The 19,624-nt window shown below is 41.9% G+C and carries 19 protein-coding genes and 1 riboswitch; of the genes, 12 read left to right on the forward strand and 7 right to left on the reverse strand.

Features of this window, described 5'->3' with window-relative positions:
- Positions 1-16: 16 nt before the first annotated feature.
- The 3 genes from ABC357_RS07495 to ABC357_RS07505 form a co-directional block, all read right to left on the reverse strand.
- Positions 17-514 carry an Hsp20/alpha crystallin family protein gene (locus tag ABC357_RS07495; protein ID WP_412886901.1) on the reverse strand — a complete coding sequence of 166 codons (498 nt, stop codon included), beginning with the start codon at positions 512-514 and terminating at the stop codon, positions 17-19.
- Between the two features lie 273 nt (positions 515-787).
- The gene (locus tag ABC357_RS07500; RefSeq protein WP_412886902.1) at positions 788-1,225 is read right to left on the reverse strand and encodes an Hsp20/alpha crystallin family protein; all 438 of its coding nucleotides are present in this window, start codon (positions 1,223-1,225) and stop codon (positions 788-790) included.
- Between the two features lie 55 nt (positions 1,226-1,280).
- A complete protein-coding gene (locus ABC357_RS07505) occupies positions 1,281-2,657 on the reverse strand; it encodes an MATE family efflux transporter (RefSeq protein WP_412886903.1) in 1,377 nt (458 codons plus the stop codon).
- 155 nt (positions 2,658-2,812) lie between these two features.
- Here ABC357_RS07505 and ABC357_RS07510 point away from each other — a divergent pair, with 155 nt between their 5' ends.
- From ABC357_RS07510 to ABC357_RS07525, 4 genes are all read left to right on the forward strand, one after another.
- Positions 2,813-2,965: a DUF2639 domain-containing protein gene (locus ABC357_RS07510; protein WP_412886904.1), complete on the forward strand. Its 153-nt coding sequence runs from the start codon at positions 2,813-2,815 to the stop codon at positions 2,963-2,965.
- A gap of 74 nt (positions 2,966-3,039) precedes the next feature.
- Complete coding sequence (locus tag ABC357_RS07515) at positions 3,040-3,360, forward strand: DUF4870 domain-containing protein (protein ID WP_412886905.1); 321 nt, start codon at positions 3,040-3,042, stop codon at positions 3,358-3,360.
- Positions 3,361-3,480: 120 nt separating this feature from the next.
- Positions 3,481-4,296 carry a hypothetical protein gene (locus ABC357_RS07520; RefSeq protein ID WP_412886906.1) on the forward strand — a complete coding sequence of 272 codons (816 nt, stop codon included), beginning with the start codon at positions 3,481-3,483 and terminating at the stop codon, positions 4,294-4,296.
- Positions 4,297-4,396: 100 nt separating this feature from the next.
- Positions 4,397-4,939, forward strand: coding sequence for a beta-class carbonic anhydrase (locus ABC357_RS07525; protein ID WP_412888610.1), 543 nt, complete (start codon positions 4,397-4,399; stop codon positions 4,937-4,939).
- A gap of 163 nt (positions 4,940-5,102) precedes the next feature.
- On the opposite strand, the gene ABC357_RS07530 is transcribed toward ABC357_RS07525, so the two are convergent.
- On the reverse strand, positions 5,103-5,549 hold the full coding sequence (locus ABC357_RS07530; RefSeq protein WP_412886907.1) for an NUDIX domain-containing protein: 447 nt from the start codon (positions 5,547-5,549) through the stop codon (positions 5,103-5,105).
- A gap of 130 nt (positions 5,550-5,679) precedes the next feature.
- Between ABC357_RS07530 and ABC357_RS07535 the strand changes: the two genes are divergently transcribed.
- Positions 5,680-5,847, forward strand: a complete 168-nt coding sequence (locus tag ABC357_RS07535) for a hypothetical protein (RefSeq protein WP_412886908.1) — start codon at positions 5,680-5,682, stop codon at positions 5,845-5,847.
- A 61-nt stretch (positions 5,848-5,908) separates the two neighbouring features.
- On the opposite strand, the gene ABC357_RS07540 is transcribed toward ABC357_RS07535, so the two are convergent.
- Positions 5,909-6,199: a diaminopimelate epimerase gene (locus tag ABC357_RS07540; RefSeq protein WP_412886909.1), complete on the reverse strand. Its 291-nt coding sequence runs from the start codon at positions 6,197-6,199 to the stop codon at positions 5,909-5,911.
- Positions 6,200-6,291: 92 nt separating this feature from the next.
- On the opposite strand from ABC357_RS07540, the gene dapF reads away from it, so the two are divergent.
- From dapF to ABC357_RS07560, 4 genes are all read left to right on the forward strand, one after another.
- Positions 6,292-7,248 (forward strand): diaminopimelate epimerase, encoded by a 957-nt coding sequence (gene dapF / locus ABC357_RS07545; RefSeq protein ID WP_412886910.1) that lies wholly within the window; start codon positions 6,292-6,294, stop codon positions 7,246-7,248.
- 189 nt (positions 7,249-7,437) lie between these two features.
- Positions 7,438-8,313, forward strand: a complete 876-nt coding sequence (locus ABC357_RS07550; protein ID WP_412886911.1) for an ATP-binding protein — start codon at positions 7,438-7,440, stop codon at positions 8,311-8,313.
- An 18-nt stretch (positions 8,314-8,331) separates the two neighbouring features.
- Entirely contained in the window at positions 8,332-10,263 is a 1,932-nt protein-coding gene (locus tag ABC357_RS07555; RefSeq protein WP_412886912.1) for a vWA domain-containing protein, read from the forward strand.
- Between the two features lie 99 nt (positions 10,264-10,362).
- Positions 10,363-11,058, forward strand: a complete 696-nt coding sequence (locus tag ABC357_RS07560) for a phosphatase PAP2 family protein (RefSeq protein ID WP_412886913.1) — start codon at positions 10,363-10,365, stop codon at positions 11,056-11,058.
- A gap of 77 nt (positions 11,059-11,135) precedes the next feature.
- On the opposite strand, the gene mscL is transcribed toward ABC357_RS07560, so the two are convergent.
- The gene (gene mscL, locus ABC357_RS07565) at positions 11,136-11,603 is read right to left on the reverse strand and encodes a large-conductance mechanosensitive channel protein MscL (RefSeq protein WP_412886914.1); all 468 of its coding nucleotides are present in this window, start codon (positions 11,601-11,603) and stop codon (positions 11,136-11,138) included.
- Between the two features lie 163 nt (positions 11,604-11,766).
- A riboswitch (SAM riboswitch) is annotated at positions 11,767-11,872 on the forward strand.
- Positions 11,873-11,960: 88 nt separating this feature from the next.
- Here mscL and ABC357_RS07570 point away from each other — a divergent pair.
- Genes ABC357_RS07570 through metH form a run of 3 tightly spaced genes read left to right on the forward strand, consistent with a single transcriptional unit; the run spans position 11,961 to position 18,446 of the window.
- Positions 11,961-13,115, forward strand: a complete 1,155-nt coding sequence (locus ABC357_RS07570; protein WP_412886915.1) for a trans-sulfuration enzyme family protein — start codon at positions 11,961-11,963, stop codon at positions 13,113-13,115.
- A 47-nt stretch (positions 13,116-13,162) separates the two neighbouring features.
- Positions 13,163-15,007 (forward strand): bifunctional homocysteine S-methyltransferase/methylenetetrahydrofolate reductase, encoded by a 1,845-nt coding sequence (locus ABC357_RS07575; protein WP_412886916.1) that lies wholly within the window; start codon positions 13,163-13,165, stop codon positions 15,005-15,007.
- Positions 15,000-18,446, forward strand: coding sequence for a methionine synthase (gene metH, locus ABC357_RS07580; protein ID WP_412886917.1), 3,447 nt, complete (start codon positions 15,000-15,002; stop codon positions 18,444-18,446). Before ABC357_RS07575 ends, metH begins: the two co-directional genes overlap by 8 nt.
- Positions 18,447-18,864: 418 nt before the next feature.
- Here the strand turns inward: metH and ABC357_RS07585 are convergent, their stop codons facing one another.
- Positions 18,865-19,080: a hypothetical protein gene (locus tag ABC357_RS07585; RefSeq protein WP_412886918.1), complete on the reverse strand. Its 216-nt coding sequence runs from the start codon at positions 19,078-19,080 to the stop codon at positions 18,865-18,867.
- Between the last annotated feature and the right edge of the window lie 544 nt (positions 19,081-19,624).

Here is a 19,624-nt window from a genome sequence, read left to right on the forward strand (position 1 = left end):
CCCAGTTGGGTCTTTTCTATATTTCCGTAACATTGATTTCGGAATATTGAAGGTCATTTGCCTTTGCCAGCCGTATTTCGAGAATATGATCACGGTATTGCGCAGTAGCTCCTTTTTTTTTGACAATTGCGGGAAGAGTGAATACATGATGGTCTTCTTCTGAAGGATAACCCTCTATAATTGATGTGTTTGATGTATGAAAGATTTTTATGTTTTTTAAGCTGCCTTTCTCTTTAATAGGCATTCTGATGAATACATCATTATGCGTTTCAAAGATTTGTACATCCATCTTTTCTGAAACGGATGTATGCTTATTAAGATTGAATGCTTCAAAGAAAGGATTGCTGAAAGTTGAAGGGGATGGCTCCTCTGAAGTGGATTGCGCTGAATGCTGTTGCTTTTGCCATTCTGTAAACATATTTTTCAAAAAGGATTCCATATCTTTTGACTGTGGCATGCCCGAAACATTTTTCATGAAATGTTGAAACGGAAAAAGAACATTCCACGGATTCATTAGAAGGTTCCTCCCTTACAGCAGAAAACACGTTTTAAGACAGTATATGCAGTAGATGGCCCATTTGCCATGAAGTTTATGGTCTCCTTTTAAATGTAATCAAAAGCGGAAAGGGCCTGTTTATCTCCGGCATGCTTAAGACGTTGCCTTGTGAAAGGCTGGTCTTTCGCCTTTGACAAGGCACTGCATAACAATTCAAGAGGGAGGCATTCCTTTTTATGATGTAAAATTCCATTGGGCTGTAACAAAATGCTACTATAATAAATCCCGGACTTATTTGTCCGGGACTGAATAGCGTATTGGGTATTCTCCAGTGCTTTTTGGGACAGCAACTTCCAAAACCCCATTCGTGTAGGTAGCCTTAAGCTGATTAGGTGCAATGGCGAAAGGGATGATCACTGAACGGTGTATATGGCCAGAGAAGCGTTCTGTAAGCAACTGATTCGTTTCATCTTCTTTATACGGCCTTGATATGTGGCCTTCAATCAGTAGATGCTGGCCTTTGATGGCCAATGAAAGCTCCTCCGGTTTTTGTATGCCGGGTAGATCAATGAAAATGTAGCCGTGTGTTTCAGTTTCAATAATATCGATGGCAGGGTGTTTTTTTGGAAAGATATGTTCAAAATCCTTCCAAAAATCATCTCCAAGGATCGCTTGAGATTCATGGCTTAGCTTGCTCCAGTCAAACGGTTTTTGCTGTTCATTGGACATGGCGATGTCCTCCATTTCATCTAATGGCTATCATTATATGAACAGATGTAAGCGATTATGATTCTAACTGGCTCTTTTCTGATTTGATTGTATATATCCTTTTTTGGACCATGTACAGACGAGACGCAAGAGTAATGGCTCCAATCGCGAGTCCGATAATTAAACCGACCCAGTACCCATAGGCTTCTAGGGAGGTATAGTTGGCCAGTATGAATCCTGCAGGCAGCCCAAGTGCCCAAAAAGAAATAAGGGACATGACAAAGGTTACATTCACGTCTTTATATCCCCGCAATGCCCCCTGAATAGGTGCCATTATGGCATCCGACAACTGGAAGAACAATGCGTATATCAAAAAACTCGATGCCATGCTAATAACCTGTGGTTCATTCGTATAAATGCCCGCAACTTCGGTCCGAAAGAAAAAAAGAACACATCCGAACAATAATGCCATGCCGACAGCGAAAAAAGTACCGATTTTGCTATACGCTTTAGCATCATTATACCGTTTGCCTCCTACTTCAAATCCGACAACGATGGTCATAGCCATTGAAATGCTGAGTGGCACCATATATAGGAAAGAGGCGAAGTTCATGGCTGTCTGATGTGAAGCAATGGTTATTGTATCATAATTGCTCATTAGTAAGGTTACAGCAGAGAAAATGCTTGTTTCAAAAAAGATGGATAGCCCAATAGGCACGCCAATCTTCATGATACGGATAATCTCTCCGAATGAGATGTGAATGAAACGCGCAAAAATCCCATAAGCTTTGAATGGACGCACCTTCATGATGACTGCAGTTGCAATGAAGAGGATAACCCAATATGTGATGGTTGATGCAACACCCGATCCGACACCGCCCAGCTCAGGGAAATTCAGTTTTCCGAAGATGAATAAAAAATTCAAGGCAACATTGACAGGCAGTGCGGTCAATGTGATGAACATGGAAATCCGTGTCTGGCCCAACGCATCAATATAAGAACGCAAAACGCTATAAATAAATAAAGGAATGATTCCACCCGATAAGGCAATTAAGTAATCGCGGGCAACTTTGCGTACATACGGCTCCAAGTCCATCATGTTTAAAAGCGGATCCAATGCAAAAAAGCCGACTGCCAGAACAAGGAGAGATAAGATGATAGCTAAATAGATTCCTTGTATGACAGAAGCAGAAACATCCTTTGTTTTTCTCGCACCCACTAGCTGGGAAACGATAGGTGTCATAGCGATAAGGATACCGCTTAAACCGGTATTGACAGGCACCCAAATAGAACTGCCGATTGCTACACCTGCCAGGTCATCCGCTGAATAATTGCCTGACATGACGGTGTCGGCAAATGTCATTGAAAACATGCCCAGCTGCGTGACCAAAACAGGCAGCATAATGGCTAGGAAAAGTCTGATTTTTTCTTTTGTATTTTTAGTTGTATTCATGGCAATCCTCCGATTCATATGGCATCAGAAGATTATATCATATTCTTTCATGGGCAATGGCTGTTTTTCGAAAAAGATATTTGTTGGTGCGTTCTATATAAAGTTCATAAGCATAGATATAGAAGTAGATTATTCAATTGGCGAGGGGGATTCAAATGGCGTACAAGCATTCAAAAGGTTGGTATGTGGATCAGCTGAGGGAAAGGGGCATTACAAAACACCCTGTGGAACTGAAAAAATTGCAGCTTTATCGGACATATGTCGTCCGTAACCTGTATTTTGAAACAATCCGTGAAGAAACGAAATAAAGTGAATACAAAAAGGCATTCCTTTCGTATAATACTATAGAACTAGTATTTTAAAAGAAAGGAGTGGCATTGTCATGGCATCTCGTGATGAAAGAGTGCTAGCAGCTTTGATTTATATCGTCAGCTTCTTTACTGCATTTATTGGACCTTTATTAATTTGGCTTTTGCAAAAAGACAAATCATCTTTCATTGATTATCATGGACGTGAATATTTGAACTTCCTTATTTCATATACGGTTTATTCAATAGTGGCTTCCATCTTGATGATTGTACTGATTGGTTTTATCCTTTTGCCTATCGTCGGCCTAGCCGCTTTTATCCTGACCATAATCGGGGCAGTAAAAGCGTATAATGGGGAAGAATATAGATTTCCATTAATCTTCCGTTTATTGTAGAATAAGTTTAAGAACAATCCTTGGTGTATTACATCAGGGATTGTTTTCTACTTCTGTTATCTCTTCCAAACCATCCAAAGAACTTCCTTCATTTGCCGCATAAGGGATACGTGAAACTAGGTGATTTCCATTCATATTAAACAGTATTATCGGCAAACAGCCCAACAGTGCTTGAATATGGCCTTTTTTTCTTTATTGGTCAGCAGCATTGTATTCGTCATCAATCATTTCTTTTTTCCTAAACAAGCCATATGGGTTGCTGTTATCCCTTTTATTGCCTTTTCCATTCTTTTCTTTATCCAATTCCGCATCAATTATAAACGCTATAAGGATATCCCAGGAATCGGGCCTGAAAGTGGGGCCGATCTTTTACGTGAGAAGCATATATTAATGGCATACATGCCTGCCCCGACATTAAGAGTCCTTCTTTATAGTAAGGAAGGATTATTCCAGGGAGAAATAGCCGATCAAAACACTTCGTGGTATAAATGGTTCATACCGGATTCAATTGCGGAAATTTTGCCAACCGTTTATGTATTGCTAGATGCGAATGGTGAAAGAATAGCAACTTTTAGCCATACCCGCTTTTTTTCTGGTACATGGTCCATTAAAGGGAGGGATGGTAGACCTCTATATACATATAAGGAAAATTGGAAAAAATCGCTTTTTCGTTATAGCGGAGTTGTGGAAGATGAAACAGGAAAGCCCATACTGGATATAGATGCAGGCGGTTTTCTTCAGCAGTTCACGATCCCATTTAGCGGAAGCTCCAAAGAGGCTGCCACTTTTCAGAAAGGGTGGATGCCGCTTGAATGGGCAGAAAGATTCAAAGAATTGAACACGCCTATCCTTACCTTTTCATCCGAGGCATCTGAAAATGAAAGAGTTGCTATTTTCGGTGTTTGTGCAAGACTGCTTAAAAACCGCAATAATTGAGATCGCAGAGCATATTATGAGGCCTCTTCATCTTTCTTTGATATAATATACGTTAAAAAAAGAAAAGTGGGGATTTATTGTGAGAACATTGGATGAAATCATGTCATTTAATGAAGGGTTTGTACATAATAAAGAATATGAAACATTCCAAACGGATAAGTTTCCAGATAAGAGAATGGTTATTTTAAGCTGTATGGATACCAGACTTGTAGAGTTGCTTCCAAAAGCGATGAATATTAGAAATGGCGATGTGAAAATTATTAAAACGGCTGGTGCCATTGTATCCCATCCTTTCGGCAGCGTGATGCGAAGCATCCTTGTGGCAATCTATGAATTGAATGCGGATGAAGTGTTTGTCATTGGTCACCATGACTGCGGCATGTCTTCAGTTGATGTAGATAAGGTCGTCGAGAAGATGAGGGACCGCCATATCGAACCCGGCACCATTTCAATCATTGAACGGTCAGGCATCCATATCAAGGAATGGTTACGAGGCTTTACGGATGTCCGCGAAAGTGTGAGCAACAGTGTCGATGTCATCCGGAACCATCCACTGATTCCAGCGGATGTGGCTATCCATGGATTGGTCATCGCACCGGATACTGGCAAGCTGGATATTATTACAAATGGATACGAACAATAATCAGTGAAGCCAGACCCTTCTGCGAAAGCAGCAGGGTCTTTTTTTATAAGCCCTTGTATCAGCTTATTGATTGCATCATTCGTTCTTCACCAGGCTATGGAGCCGGTTTAAGCAAAGAGCTTTAACACCTCCCAAGGCTTCATTGCGTTCTTTAACAAGAGTTTTATTTGATGATCGGGAATGGTTTTTCTGCTTTCCAATCACTAATAAACGACTTGTGCTGAGGGTTCAGGTTTTTTGGTAGGTTATTTCGTTTGAAGAAGCGGTGTTCACGGCAGCTATGGTCTAGTATTTTCACTTTCCCGCTGAATTTGGTTGTGAAAAACATAACTTGAAGAATGACTGCTTTGTCTCCGAATTTATTTGTGACAAGGCAATCCCTTCCGGACAGCATACCGTAGAACTGCATCTTTTCAATGGTTAAATTGGTTTCTTCCATTACTCCGCGAATCGCCGCTTCCTCGTATTTTTCATCGTGCTGCATCATCCCTCCAGGGATCTGCCAATGGGTTTCTCCTGGGTTTCTTTGCAATAAAATCTTATCGTCTTTTTCAATAATGACTCCACAGTTCAATAACATAGGGTCTTTCGTGAAAGATGGATGGAACAATATATAATCCTCCCTGTGTGTAAAGTTTTCCTGACTGCCATCCTTTTTACTATACAAGAATGAGACTTCAATAGCGGAAAAGGATTTGAAGATTGTCCGAATATTATGGTTGACTCTAGCTATATGGAGTATGAAAAATGTATATGCCTTCTTAAAGCCATTAGGTGGATCTATTAAAATACAATTGCCTAAGAGGGGAGGCCAGCGCGCTGTTAAGGTCATTCAATTGCCAATGGCCAACAATTTTACAGGAATAAAGCAGCAGTTAGGATACAATAATTGGAGACCGGTTGGTTGATATAATCGGTTTCCCGTTCAGGGTAATTGACTTGGCTTGAGGGAAAACATCAATCTCTATATCATATGAAATGCCTGTTAGGTTTCACATAACGGCGCAATTCGATGAGAAGCATACGTTTACCCGACATAGGGAGATTGACGTCTGCCATGTCCTTCGGATCCGGATAGATGCCTATATGGTTCCATTTTACTGAAATGGGGCCTTCCCAAAGCAGTTCTTTATCGCCAGTAAATACTTTTGTCTGCACGACTGCTTCCTTTGACCCGAGTTCATCCTCCAAGGGAACAGCATCTTCGACAAAAAAATCAAAAATATATGTAAAGCCTTTCCATTCTCTTTTTATTCTCAAAATGATCTCACCCTGTAGTATTATTTGCTAGAATTATATAAAGTAATACATATAATATCAATATGTTTAATTGACGAAGCGGGGGAAAAGCGATGAATATTAAAGCAATTAAATGCCATGGGTCAGGGAATGATTTCCTGTTGATAGATGAATTCAATAAGGCTTTGAATATGGCAGATTCAGAAAGAGCTTCTATGGCAAAGAAGCTGTGCGATCGAAGCAGGGGATTGGGAGCTGATGGCATACTGTATTTCCAAAACAGTGAAGTAGCGGATGGACGGATGCGCGTGTTTAATTCTGACGGATCAGAAGCATCCATGTGCGGAAACGGATTGCGGTGTGTTGCTAGATATGCATGTGAATTGCTTGGCAAACAGAAGCTGGCGATTGAAACGATGAAGGCTGTCCTTGAGGTGGAAGAAATGGAGCCGATTGCTGATCAGGTGAAAACGTATAAGGTTGAAATCTCACCAGTTTCATTTAATACTGGCGATCTTCCGATGCTAATTGATGGTGAAACATTCATTAATCAATCATTGAAAAACTGCGGAGAACTTTTATGGACGGCTGTTGCTGTTCCGAATCCACACCTTATATCCATTGTGGGGCAGTCTGTCATGGAGAGTGATCTCCAAAAAGAAATTGCGGTCTACTTGAATGGAGATAATCCATACTTCCCGGATGGGGTGAATGTCAGTTTCGTGGAAATAAAAGATGAACAGGCCATTTTTGTCCGTACATTCGAACGAGGAGTGGGCTTCACGAATGCTTGCGGAACGGCAATGAGTGCTTCTAGCCTGGTGACATGCATGCAGGGATTGAATGAGTATGAGAAGGATATCACGGTCTATAATCCAGGCGGCAAGGTCAAATGCAATGTCCATAACATGGATGGCCTTTTTACAATTGACCTGATAGGCAATGCCACATATGAATATACAGTAGACATTGATTATACATCTGCTGATTTCAGTGAAATAGGGCGAAAAGAGTACCCGGAGGAAAAGCGTGCTTACGATGCCATGGTTTCAAGCATTTCAAAGAAATAGAACGCAAAGCGGGCGGATGGGGAATCCGCTCTTTTTTATGGGGTTCATGCGTAAATGTATGAAAAGTGAAGCAATTTTTACTTTTCTTGTTGCAGTGCCTTTAAATCCACATTTCGGACAAATTGTTATATGATATGGGTTATATTGCTTTGTTTTTATCGGGGATGACTTAATAAAGGAGAATAGTACATGAATATATATGAAACACTGCCGAACGGCGTCCAAAAGCTGATAGACCAAACGAGAAAAGCTGATACTGTACATACTGAATTAATCGGGCGCAAGGAATTCATTGCTCCCGACCAAGAAATGATGATAGATGCCGCTGCTGCTTTGGCCCAAAGAAAGAATATCCTCCTAAAAGGGCCGACAGGGAGCGGAAAAACGACTTTTGCTGAAACTCTGTCTAAACTATTCAATAATCCGATGCATATGGTGAATTGCTCAGTAGACTTAGATGCGGAAAGTCTGTTGGGCTTTAAAACGCTTGAATATAAGGATGGGAAGCAAGAGATAGTATTCGTTCCTGGACCTGTAATGAAGGCTATGCAAAATGGCGAATTCCTTTATATTGATGAAATCAATATGGCAAAGCCTGAAACGTTGCCGATTTTAAACAGTGTACTTGATTACAGGAAGACCATCACGAACCCTTTTACTCAGGAAGTCATTGTTGCCAAAGACGGATTCGGAGTGATTGCTGCAGTCAATGAAGGCTATATTGGTACAACGCCTTTGAATGAGGCGCTGAAAAACCGGTTTATTGTAATAGACGTACCGTATATTGAAGGTGAAGCTTTACGGAATGTCCTCCTTCATCAAAGCTTGCTTACAGATGAGAAGGAGATTGAATTCTTCCTTGCGCTTTCGTGTGATTTGATCCAGGCAACCAAGCAGGGCACTTTGTCGGAAGAAGCCGCTTCTGTCAGAGCATTGCTTGATGCGGCTGATCTTTCATCCGCCATTCCGCTGGAGAGGGCAGTCAAAAGGGCAATCATCGATAAATTGGATGAAGACCGCGAGAAGGAATTTGTCGGCAATATTGTTGATATGCTATTGCCATAAAAATGGGGAGATGATGCAGTGAAATATATCAAATTCAATGATTCTGTCGTCGATGCGTCAATGGCGATCAGCTTAAGGAACATGGCAAGGCTTCTTTCGAAGAATGAAGAGCTGCAATTTGAGTTTGGATTCGGCCATCAGGTCATTCCTGCAGACCATCGCATAACTGCGAGCCATTTTTGGGACCATTACAATGACATGGAGCGATCAGCCGGATATAAAAGTGATATCGTCCTGCGGGCGTTGGGAACCTATCATCATACAGATGTAAATGCTTTGCGGTCATTCGGCAGGGTTTCTAAAAAGATCAAGGCGAAGCATTTTTCCATTTCACTTTTCACCTTATTGGAAGATTTACGCCTGGAGGAAATATGCAAGGAACTGAAGCCAGGCACAAGGAAATGGTTCAATACCCGCAGAAGACTTTTGCTCGCTTATTATCAATCTCAAAGTGATGGAAATGCCACAAGAGGCTTTCCTTTTGATCTGTTCTTCTGTATGATTGCCATTTCCCTTTTGACGGAGGAAGGGAACGCGTCCTATCGGGCGGAAGTGCCATCTGAGCTGCAGGATTTAGTCGATCAGATTAAACCGGAACTGTTTAAGGTTTATGAAGCTGCAGGCACTGCTGACATAATAGCGATTGTTGAAACGGTCCTAATCCGCTCAACTGCCTTCTTTAATGAAGATATGCTGAATACATACCTTGTGATGCCTATTGAGGAACTTTCCGGAAAGCTTGACGAACTGGACCATACATTTTCCAATCTGAAAAGAAAAGATTCTCTTCGCAATGATGATCGAGATGATGAAAGCAGCGATGAAAACGAAGTGCTTGATGAAGCCTTTTCCACATGGCACCGCGAGCAGAAGAACGAACAATCTAAGCAAACCTTTCTCCGTTTTGAGTTGGAAAAAGGAGTGAATACAGCGATTCTAGGCCAAGGAGCCCGTGAAGGAAGCGATGCGGACCAGGCGATGGCCTCCGTCCATGGTTCTTCCCACCAATCCAAAAAGAAAGAATATGAAGACTTAGAGGCGTTGGAAGAGCAAAAAACAGCTAGCGAAAAAGAGAGTAAAGTCTATCCTTACGGAGAAAGAAATCAATTTGCAGTCCATATTTTGAAGAAACCGGAACAACCGACTGCTGATGATATCGAGCAATATACAGAAACAAAGAAAGCCATCCAGCAAGAAATGAGGACTTTGCAAAGGACTATCCAAAAGAGCATTGAGCAAAAAAGAAACAATAGGCGTTCGGATTTATTATATGGCAGATTATCTCATAAACTAATTCCGTTACTTACAGATCCGCTGCCCCGTGTCTTCCATAAGAAAACCGCTTTGGCAAAAGAACAGGATGTTACATTTACTTTGCTGGTCGATTGCTCTGCATCCATGTTCGATAAAATGGACGAAACAAAAAAAGCAGTCACCTTATTCCATGAAGTGCTGAAAGATTTGAGGATTCGCCATAGCATAGCAGGTTTTTGGGAAGATGCGAACGAGGTGAAAAAAGAGTATTATCCGAATGTGTACCATGAAGTCGCTTCATTTGCCGATTGCCTGAATCCCTCAACCGGCCCTGCCATCATGCAATTGGAGCATCAAGAGGATAACCGCGATGGCTTTTCTATCCGCAAAGCAGCCGAGCAGCTAAGAATGCGAAATGAAAAGCATAAATTCCTGCTTGTCTTTTCCGACGGAGAGCCTTCAGCGGAAGATTATGAACAAAATGGAATTGTGGATACGTATACAGCCGTTAAGGAAGCGCGTAAAATGGGCATTAATGTAATGGGAATGTTTCTGGCTGATGGGGCCTTGCAAAACGGGGAAGAAACGATGATGAAAAATATTTATGAAAAAGAGTATATGATCATCCCACAAATGGAGGATTTGCCTTATTTGTTTTCGCAGCTGTTAAAAAAATTGCTGGTCAAGAATATGTAAGCGGCTTTTATGTGTTTGTCTTTCTGGAGTTATGGGAACCTATGAATAGTAAATGGCTTTTACCTAACCCATTCATGACAACTAAGGAGTTTTGTTCAATTGAAACAGACATACCATTTCTTTAAAACATATAAGAATCAGCTTTTCGTAGGGCTATTGCTGATTCTGATTATTGCCTTCATGGCTATTTTCATTGATGTACTGACCGATTTGCAAGAAGATGAGCTTAGGCAATTCGACCACCGTGCCATTGCATACATGCAGGGGCATGTTACGGATAATCTGACAGGCATTATGAAAGCCATCACATTCTTTGGAGGAAAGGTTTGGATTATATCGGCAGTTCTGATTGCCTCGCTTTTGGTAGGATTTAAAAAGAAAAGATATGCTCTTTTCCTGCTATTTGCATCCGGATTGGGCAGCCTCTTCAACATAGCTCTAAAGGAATTCATTCAACGGCAGCGCCCGGATATATATCCGATTATCCAAGAAAGCGGCTATAGTTTCCCAAGTGGGCACAGTATGGGTTCTATCATTTTTTATGGATCTTTAGTCATCATTCTGGCGAAAATTTCCCGCCGGAAATGGTTGGATGCCGTGTTTATACTTTTCTTCATCGTACTTGTTCCGGCAATCGGCATCAGCAGAATCTATCTTGGGGTCCATTATCCGAGTGATATTATCGGAGGCTTCAGTGCAGGAGCTTTCTGGCTGCTTATTTGCTGGCTGATTTTTCACTTTTATGAGAGCTGGTTCGATAAAAGGGCGGACAAACAGAACATCCATAAATCCTGATGCATAGTATGGAGAAAGGCTCTTTTGAACATGTATACAACAAAAAATGCCTGTTAAACAGGCGTTTTTTGTTTCAACTATGATTCGTTTACAGGCGAACCTTCTGCCTCATCCTCCTTTAGGAATGACGTACAATTCGGGCATCTTGTTGCATGCAAAGGGATTTCCGATAAGCATTCCGGGCATTCTTTCGTTGTTACCGGCTTTTCCGGCTCCGGCTTTCTGAACTTATTCACCTGCCGGACCACTATGAAAATGGCAAATGAAATGATTAGGAAGTTAATGAGTATATTAATAAAGGATCCATAATTGATTGTGACATCCCCTGCTTCCTTTGCTGCAGCTAGTGATTTATCTTGATCGCCTGTCAGATTGATATACAGGTTTGAAAAATCGACTTTCCCGATGATCAGGCCAATCGGGGGCATAAGTATATCGTCCACAAAAGAGGTAACGATTTTCCCGAATGCTCCGCCAACAACAATCCCGACAGCAAGGTCGATCACGTTGCCTCTGTCTATGAACTTTTTGAATTCTTCCCACATAGCTTCTTCCTCCTGCAACTTAACAAAATAGATAGTCTCTCTTTTTCTCTCTACTTTACCTTAATGTGATTTTAAAAAGATAGTCAAGCGAAGAGTATTGACAAATGCACAGGAAGTCTTTATGATTATAAAAATACAATATTTTGAATTAATTGAATAATTACTCTTATCTAGAGGAGTCGAGGGATATGGCCCTAAGACACTCCGGCAACCATCATATTCTTGAACGGTGCCAATGCCATAAGAAATTCATTTCTAGTCGATGAGAGAGAAGCCGAATAGCTTTTTTAAAGGCGCTCTTTCTCTGAAAGGGTGCCTTTTTACCGTTCAATTGAAAACCTGTTTGGAGGAGAAAAAATGAGAATTGAAACTAAATTGGTGCAATCGGGAGTCAAAAAAGATTCAGCTACAGGGGCAATCAGTATGCCAATCTATCAATGCGCAACATTTGAACATCCGGAACTGGGCAAGAGTACTGGATTTGATTATTCAAGAACATGCAATCCAACGAGAAAAGCGCTTGAAGAAGCGATTGCCTCACTTGAGGGAGGAGACCGAGGGTTTGCCTTTTCCTCTGGCATGGCTGCTATTACAACTATTTTGTTTTTATTGAAACCCGGCAGCCATATCGTTATTTCTGATGACTTATATGGAGGAACGTACCGTTTGCTTGAAGAAACATTCAGCCTATATGGGATTAAGGCTTCTTACGTGGACACCTCCGATCTTGAAGAAATTAAGAATGCCATTAAAGCCGATACGGCTGCCCTATTTATTGAAACACCTTCCAATCCGTTGATGAAGGTAACAGATCTGGGAGCTGCCTGTTCCCTTGCGAAAGAGCATGGCTTATTGACAATAGTGGACAATACATTCCTGACGCCTTATTTACAGCAGCCAATCGTATTCGGGGCAGATATCGTAGTCCATAGTGCTTCAAAGTACATTAGCGGGCATAACGATGTGATAGCAGGATTAGTGGTAACCGCGTCACCTGAATATAGCGACCAAATTGGCAAACTCCAAAATGGGACAGGGGCCATTTTAGGGCCACAGGATGCATGGCTATGTTTGCGGGGAATCAAGACCTTGGCCATCCGAATGGAGCAGCAGCAAAAAAATGCTGCATCCATCGCTTCGTGGCTTAGCTCTCATGATCTGGTCCGCAAAGTTTATTATCCTGGAACTGAAGATCATGAACAGCGAAAAATCAGTTTGAAGCAAAGCAGTGGTTTTGGAGCGATGCTTTCATTTGAAGTAACAGAAACCGTGTTAGTGGAAAAGGTGTTGAAGCAAGTCGGCTTAATCTCCTTTGCAGAAAGCCTAGGGGGTGTGGAGTCATTACTAACATACCCTGCCACACAAACACATGCGGATATACCTGAAGAAGTAAGAAGAGCTAAGGGAATAAGTGATTGTTTACTCCGCCTGTCGGTCGGTATTGAACATATTGATGATTTGATTGCCGACCTTACCCAGGCGTTGAGCCCGGTGAAAGAGGCTGCATACTAATAAAGGAAAAATAGGTATGAATTCAATGCAATAAAGGGGAATGCAAGATGGAGTTTAGAAAAGAGATGGAAAAAAGGATATTGATCGGGGAAGGGGCAATGGGGACACTTCTGTATGCTACTGGATCAGACCAATGCTATGAGGAATTGAACCTGACCCATTCCGATCTGGTTAAAAATATCCACCTTGCCTACGTAAAGGCCGGTGCAGATATCATTCAGTCGAACACATACGGAGCCAATCATTATAAATTAAAAAGGTATGGACTTGAAGAATACGTCTCATCCATTAACAGGGAAGGAATGAAAATCGCTAAAAGTGCGGCAGGGCCAAACTCATTTGTATTCGGCACGATCGGAGCTTCACGAGGGCTAAGGAAATCAGATCTTACACTAGATGAAATCAAAAGGAATTTCAGGGAACAGTTATTTAGCCTTCTGTTGGAACAGCCAGACGGTTTGCTATTGGAGACATATTATGATTTTGAAGAAATGGAAACCGTTTTGCATATTGCGAAGCAGGAGACGGATTTACCGATCATCGCCAACGTCTCTATGCACGAGGTAGGCTATTTACAAAACGGCATGACTTTAAGTGAAGCATTGCTTCGGTTAGAGGATCTGGGTGCGGATGCTATAGGAGTAAATTGCCGCCTCGGCCCTTACCATATGATCAAGGCGCTTCAATCTGTGCCCATTCCTCAGCGTGCTGTACTCTCTGCTTACCCGAATGCCAGTTTGCCTGAATACAGTGATGGCATATTGACCTATGAAGAGAATCCGGATTATTTCGGGAAGAGCGCTCTGGAACTAAGGGAACAGGGGGCAAGAATAATCGGAGGCTGCTGTGGTACAACACCGAACCACATCAAAGCAGTGAAAAAAGCGCTTGATGGTTTGCCGCCGATCACAGAAAAGAAAATTATCCAGCCAAAAATTCAAGTCAGCGATCAACATGCCGGGATCGTGGCGGAAGCCTTTTATGAAAAAGCCAAAACGGAGCGGACTATTTTAGTGGAGCTTGATCCACCAAAAACGTTAGATACTTCCCTTTATTTTGAAGGGGCAAAGGCATTGATGGAGGCAGGGGCGGATACAGTTACGTTGGCCGACAATTCGCTTGCTACACCGAGGATCAGCAATATGGCAGTCGGCATGAAACTTCAGAATATGGGGATTAACCCGCTCATCCATCTGACTTGCCGTGACCATAACTTGATCGGCCTGCAATCCCATTTGATGGGATTGCATACCTTAGGCATGGAGGAATTGCTTGTCATTACTGGAGATCCATCAAAAGTAGGGGATTTTCCGGGTGCCACATCTGTTTATGATGTTTCATCGATGGATTTAATCGCCCTCATTAAGCAGTTTAATCAAGGTGTGTCGTATAGTGGAAAGCCTCTTGGGAGAAAAACGAACTTTAAAGTAGCCGCTGCTTTTAACCCGAATGTGAAGATACTCCATAAAGCAGTGGCGAGGATGGAGAAAAAAATCAAATATGGAGCGGACTCCTTCCTGACTCAGCCTATTTATTCGGCTGGACAGGTGGAAGAAGTGTATCAGGCGGTTAAGCATTTGGATGCACCAGTCTTTATTGGCATCATGCCGTTGACAAGCTACAGGAATGCGGAATTTATACACCATGAAGTTCCTGGGATAACCTTGCCGGACGATGTACTTCGTGCAATGGGCAAAGCAGGAGATTCGCCGTTTGCCGCAGAGAGGGAGGGAATTGCTATAGCGAAGGAACTCATAAGTGCGGCGATGGACAGGTTCAACGGAGTTTATTTAATTACACCATTTTTAAGATATCGAATAACGGTTGAATTAACCAAATATATAAGAGCACAAGATGCGATGGTGAAAAAAGGGGCGGTTCTCTATGAGTAAGCATACAATTGAAGAATTAATGAAAGAGAGGATTCTCATCCTCGACGGAGCAATGGGAACCATGATCCAAGATGCAAATCTCTCTCCGGAAGATTTTGGAGGGGAAGAATACGATGGCTGCAATGAATATCTTTCTGAAACGGCACCGGATATTATACGAAATATACATGAAGCCTATTTGGCCGCCGGTTCTGATATTATCGAAACAAATACCTTCGGGGCAACAAGAATTGTTTTGGACGAATACCAATTAGGTCACCTTGCCTACGAATTGAATGTGAAATCTGCCCGGTTGGCAAAAGAGGCATGCCTGAAGTATGCCAGCAATGACAAGCCGCGCTTTGTAGCCGGCTCCATGGGGCCGACAACCAAAACTCTCTCATTAACGGGAGGAACCACGTTTACTGAATTACAGGACTGTTATCAGGAGCAAGCAAAAGGGCTGATCGATGGAGGAGCTGATGTGCTGATCATTGAAACAAGCCAGGATCTATTAAATGTGAAAGCTGCATTCAATGGCATTCAAGGCGCATTTGAGCAGACCGCCGTACATCTACCTATCATTCTTTCAGGTACCATTGAACCGATGGGGACAACACTTGCTGGACAGCCGATTGATTCATTCTATTTATCGTCCGAATTTATGAAGCCGATAGCCGTAGGCTTGAATTGTGCGACAGGTCCTGAATTTATGAGCGATCATATCCGGACTTTATCTGCCTTAGCAAACACAGGAATCAGTTGCTATCCGAATGCCGGATTGCCTGACGAGGAAGGCCATTATCATGAATCGCCATCTTCATTGGCTGAAAAAGTGAAGCAATTCGCAAGTAAGGGATGGATTAATGTGGTCGGCGGCTGTTGCGGAACAACACCGGCACATATTGCCGCCATCACTGAAGCAGTAGCAGATATACCGCCAAGGCCTATTCCTGAAAAGCGGGAACATCATGGCGTTTCCGGCAACGATGCCCTTTTGTATGACGAGAGTATGCGTCCTCTATTCGTGGGTGAACGAACAAATGTCATTGGATCAAGAAAATTCAAGGATCTGATCAGAAATAAACAATTTGAGGAAGCAGCTGAGATTGCAAGGGCACAGGTGAAAAAAGGGGCACATGTCATTGATATTTGCCTAGCCGATCCAGATGACGATGAAAAAGGGAATATGGAGGATTTTGTTCGGGAAGTAGTCAAGAAAGTCAAGGTGCCTTTAGTGATAGACAGCACAGATGATGCTGTTATCGAACAAGCATTAAGGCATTCCCAGGGGAAAGCCATCATCAATTCCGTCAATTTGGAGGATGGCGAGGGCAAATTTGAATCTGTCTCAGAGCTATTGCACCGTTATGGAGGGGCGTTGGTGGTAGGCACGATCGATGAAAAGGGGATGGCTGTAACGGCAGAAAATAAAGTAGCCGTCGCAAAGCGATCTTATGATTTGTTAGTGGATAAGTTCGGTGTGCATCCGAACGACATTATTTTTGATCCTTTAGTGTTCCCGGTAGGTACGGGCGACGAGCAATATATCGGGGCAGCCAATGAAACGATCAAAGGCATCAAAGCAATCAAAGAATTATTGCCTGAATGTTTGACTATACTCGGTATCAGCAATGTGTCCTTCGGGTTGCCTCCGCGCGGAAGAGAGATATTGAATGCTGTTTTCCTTTACCATTGCACGAAGGCGGGGTTGGATTATGCGATTGTCAATACGGAAAAGCTAGAACGGTATGCCAGTATCCCGGATGAGGAATTGCAGCTTTCCAATGAATTGATTTTCCAAACAGGCGATGAAACGCTACAGCGTTTCATCCGTTTTTACCGGGGGAAAAAAGCACAAAAAACAACAGAAACCAAACAATTGCCTCTTGAAGAGCGGCTTGCCAGCTATATAGTAGAGGGGACGAAAGAAGGATTAATCGCAGACCTGGATGAAGCATTGGGAAAAGGTCTTGCGCCGCTTGAAATCATCAATGGCCCGCTTATGAAGGGAATGGCACAGGTCGGGGAATTGTTTAATGATAATCAATTGATTGTTGCGGAAGTGCTACAAAGTGCAGAAAGTATGAAAGCTTCTGTATCCTATTTGGAAGGGTTTATGGAAAAAGGAGATGCCGGCGCGTCTTCGAAGGGGAAAATTATTTTGGCCACGGTCAAGGGCGACGTCCATGATATCGGGAAAAATTTAGTAGAAATCATTTTGGCGAATAACGGCTATGAAATCGTCGATTTAGGCATTAAAGTCCCGCCCCAGCAGATTATTGAAGCTATCAGAGAACATGAACCAAGCATGATCGGCCTTTCAGGTTTATTGGTGAAATCCGCCCAACAAATGGTCCTAACCGCCCAGGATTTGCGTGAACAACATATCGAAACTCCGATTATGGTCGGCGGGGCAGCCCTTTCAAGAAAATTCACCGATACGAAAATTGCGCCGCAATACTCTGGAAGCGTACTATATGCTAAAGATGCCATGGAAGCTCTATCACTGGCAAATACGATGCATGATAATGAGAAAAAGGATCAATTTTTGCAAGAACTATCTGAAAAGCGAAAAAAAACAGCTGCGAAAGCCGGGGGTGAAACAGCCTCATCCGTTGCTGTTCTTGAAAAACCTGTTGTTACTGTCCCTCCTGCAAAGGTGATGGTGCCAGCCAGTTTGAAAAGGCAGGTGCTAGCGCGTTACTCAATGGATCATTTAATGCCTTACATCAATAAACAAATGTTGCTCGCCCATCATTTAGGACTAAAAGGAAGGGTGGATCTCCTGCTTGAGAAGAGAGATGAGAGGGCTATGATGCTGAATGATTTGGTCAACGGTCTATTTCAGGATTTGATTGAAGACAAGCATGAAGTGAATGGGGTATATCAATTTTTCCCTGCCCAAAGCGATGGAGATAACGTATTGATCTACAATCCTGAACGTCCAGGGGAAGTGCTGGAAACCTTTCATTTCCCCCGCCAACATAAGCCTCCTTTCCTATGTCTTGCAGATTATTTGAAATCGGTTGAGTCAGGCGAAATGGATTATGTCGGATTTTTTATCGTGACAGCCGGGAAGGGAATCAGACAAAAGAGTGAATGTCTGAAGGAGCAGGGGGAATTTTTGAAAAGCCATGCCATTCAATCTTTAGCCTTGGAGACAGCAGAAGGCTTCGCTGAACGGATCCATCATATAATGCGTGATAAATGGGGCATACATGATCAGGTCGAAATGACAATGAGGGACCGTTTTGCTGCCAAATATACCGGCCAGCGCTTTTCTTTCGGTTATCCCGCATGCCCGAATCTCGAAGACCAGGCGAAGCTGTTCCGCTTGTTGAAGCCGGAGGATATTGGCATCCAGTTGACAGAGGGATTCATGATGGAACCGGAAGCATCTGTATCAGCAATGGTCTTTGCCCATCCTGAGGCTAGGTATTTCAACGTGGAAAATTAAGTGGGCATATCAATATTTTAGAGATGTCTTAATGGGTATATCTGAATTTTTGTCTAAAAATGATTTCGGATTGTGAAAAACCTTCTTTTATCTAATTAGAAAATTGGGTAAAAGAGGTTTTTTTTATTGGTTGGAAAAGTAATTTAATTCATGCAGTTAATGCTGTTAAGAGGTATTCAATAATGTGAAATGTTGAGAAATGCGTAAGAAAAGCCCTCCATAATGTGAAGTTCTTATTTCTCTGTACTCTCTAATTTCTTATAGTAATTCTCTACAATCGGAAGATTATCTGGGTTTGAATCATAATAGGTATTACCAATTTCATTTAGAGTAAACTTAAAATCCTTTTTACCATCAAAAAGGGTAATACCATACCGCCATCCAACACGGTTTTCTTGATTTTTTTGAGGAGTAAACTCTATGTATTGATCAGAGATAGAAAATCATCAATTTGTTCTTGCGCAGTGATTGTTTTTGAAGCACCAGTCGAACCTTTCTGAATGATTATTTTATCAATTGTACTAATAGTAGCCTTCTTATAGATTTCTTCTAATGATCTTGTTTTTTCATTTGTGCAAGCGGAAACAAAAAATAGACTTAGGAACAACGATAGGAAAACAATTGATTTTTTCATTTATACACCTCAAAAGATATATTCATTGCCATTTAGATGTGTTGGGTTTACAAATAGTTACAATCTTATAAATGATTGTTGGTGGAGATTACTATGGCGATTAATTCCACCAATAGTTAGCTCAACATTTTTGATGACAACCAAATCATCTGCACTCCAATAGGCAGGTATAAATGAATCGTTGAAGAGATCGTTTTGTTTTTAATGATATAGTAACTGTGATTATGTTGAACAGAGCTATCTAAAAAAGGAGGTAAAATACTTATATATAATCCGCAGCTAGATTATAGATAGAACTCCACTATCCAAAAAAGAAAAGGCTGGAAAATTGAACTGATCCTCATAGGATAGGCATATCGGACATTTGAGGTACAGTTTTTTTTGCGATTTGTGCAGGAGTTTTGACCCATTCATAGTTGGTTGCATGTATGTACATCCTATATGGAACGATGGAACCGGCAACAATAAAGATAGTTCTTTCTATTTATAGTAGCTATAATAGATTAATTGTTAGAATAATGAAACAACTATAAGAATATTTTCC

The organism is Bacillus kalamii, from assembly GCF_047238185.1.
In the GTDB taxonomy this organism is placed as follows: domain Bacteria; phylum Bacillota; class Bacilli; order Bacillales; family DSM-1321; genus Bacillus_AD.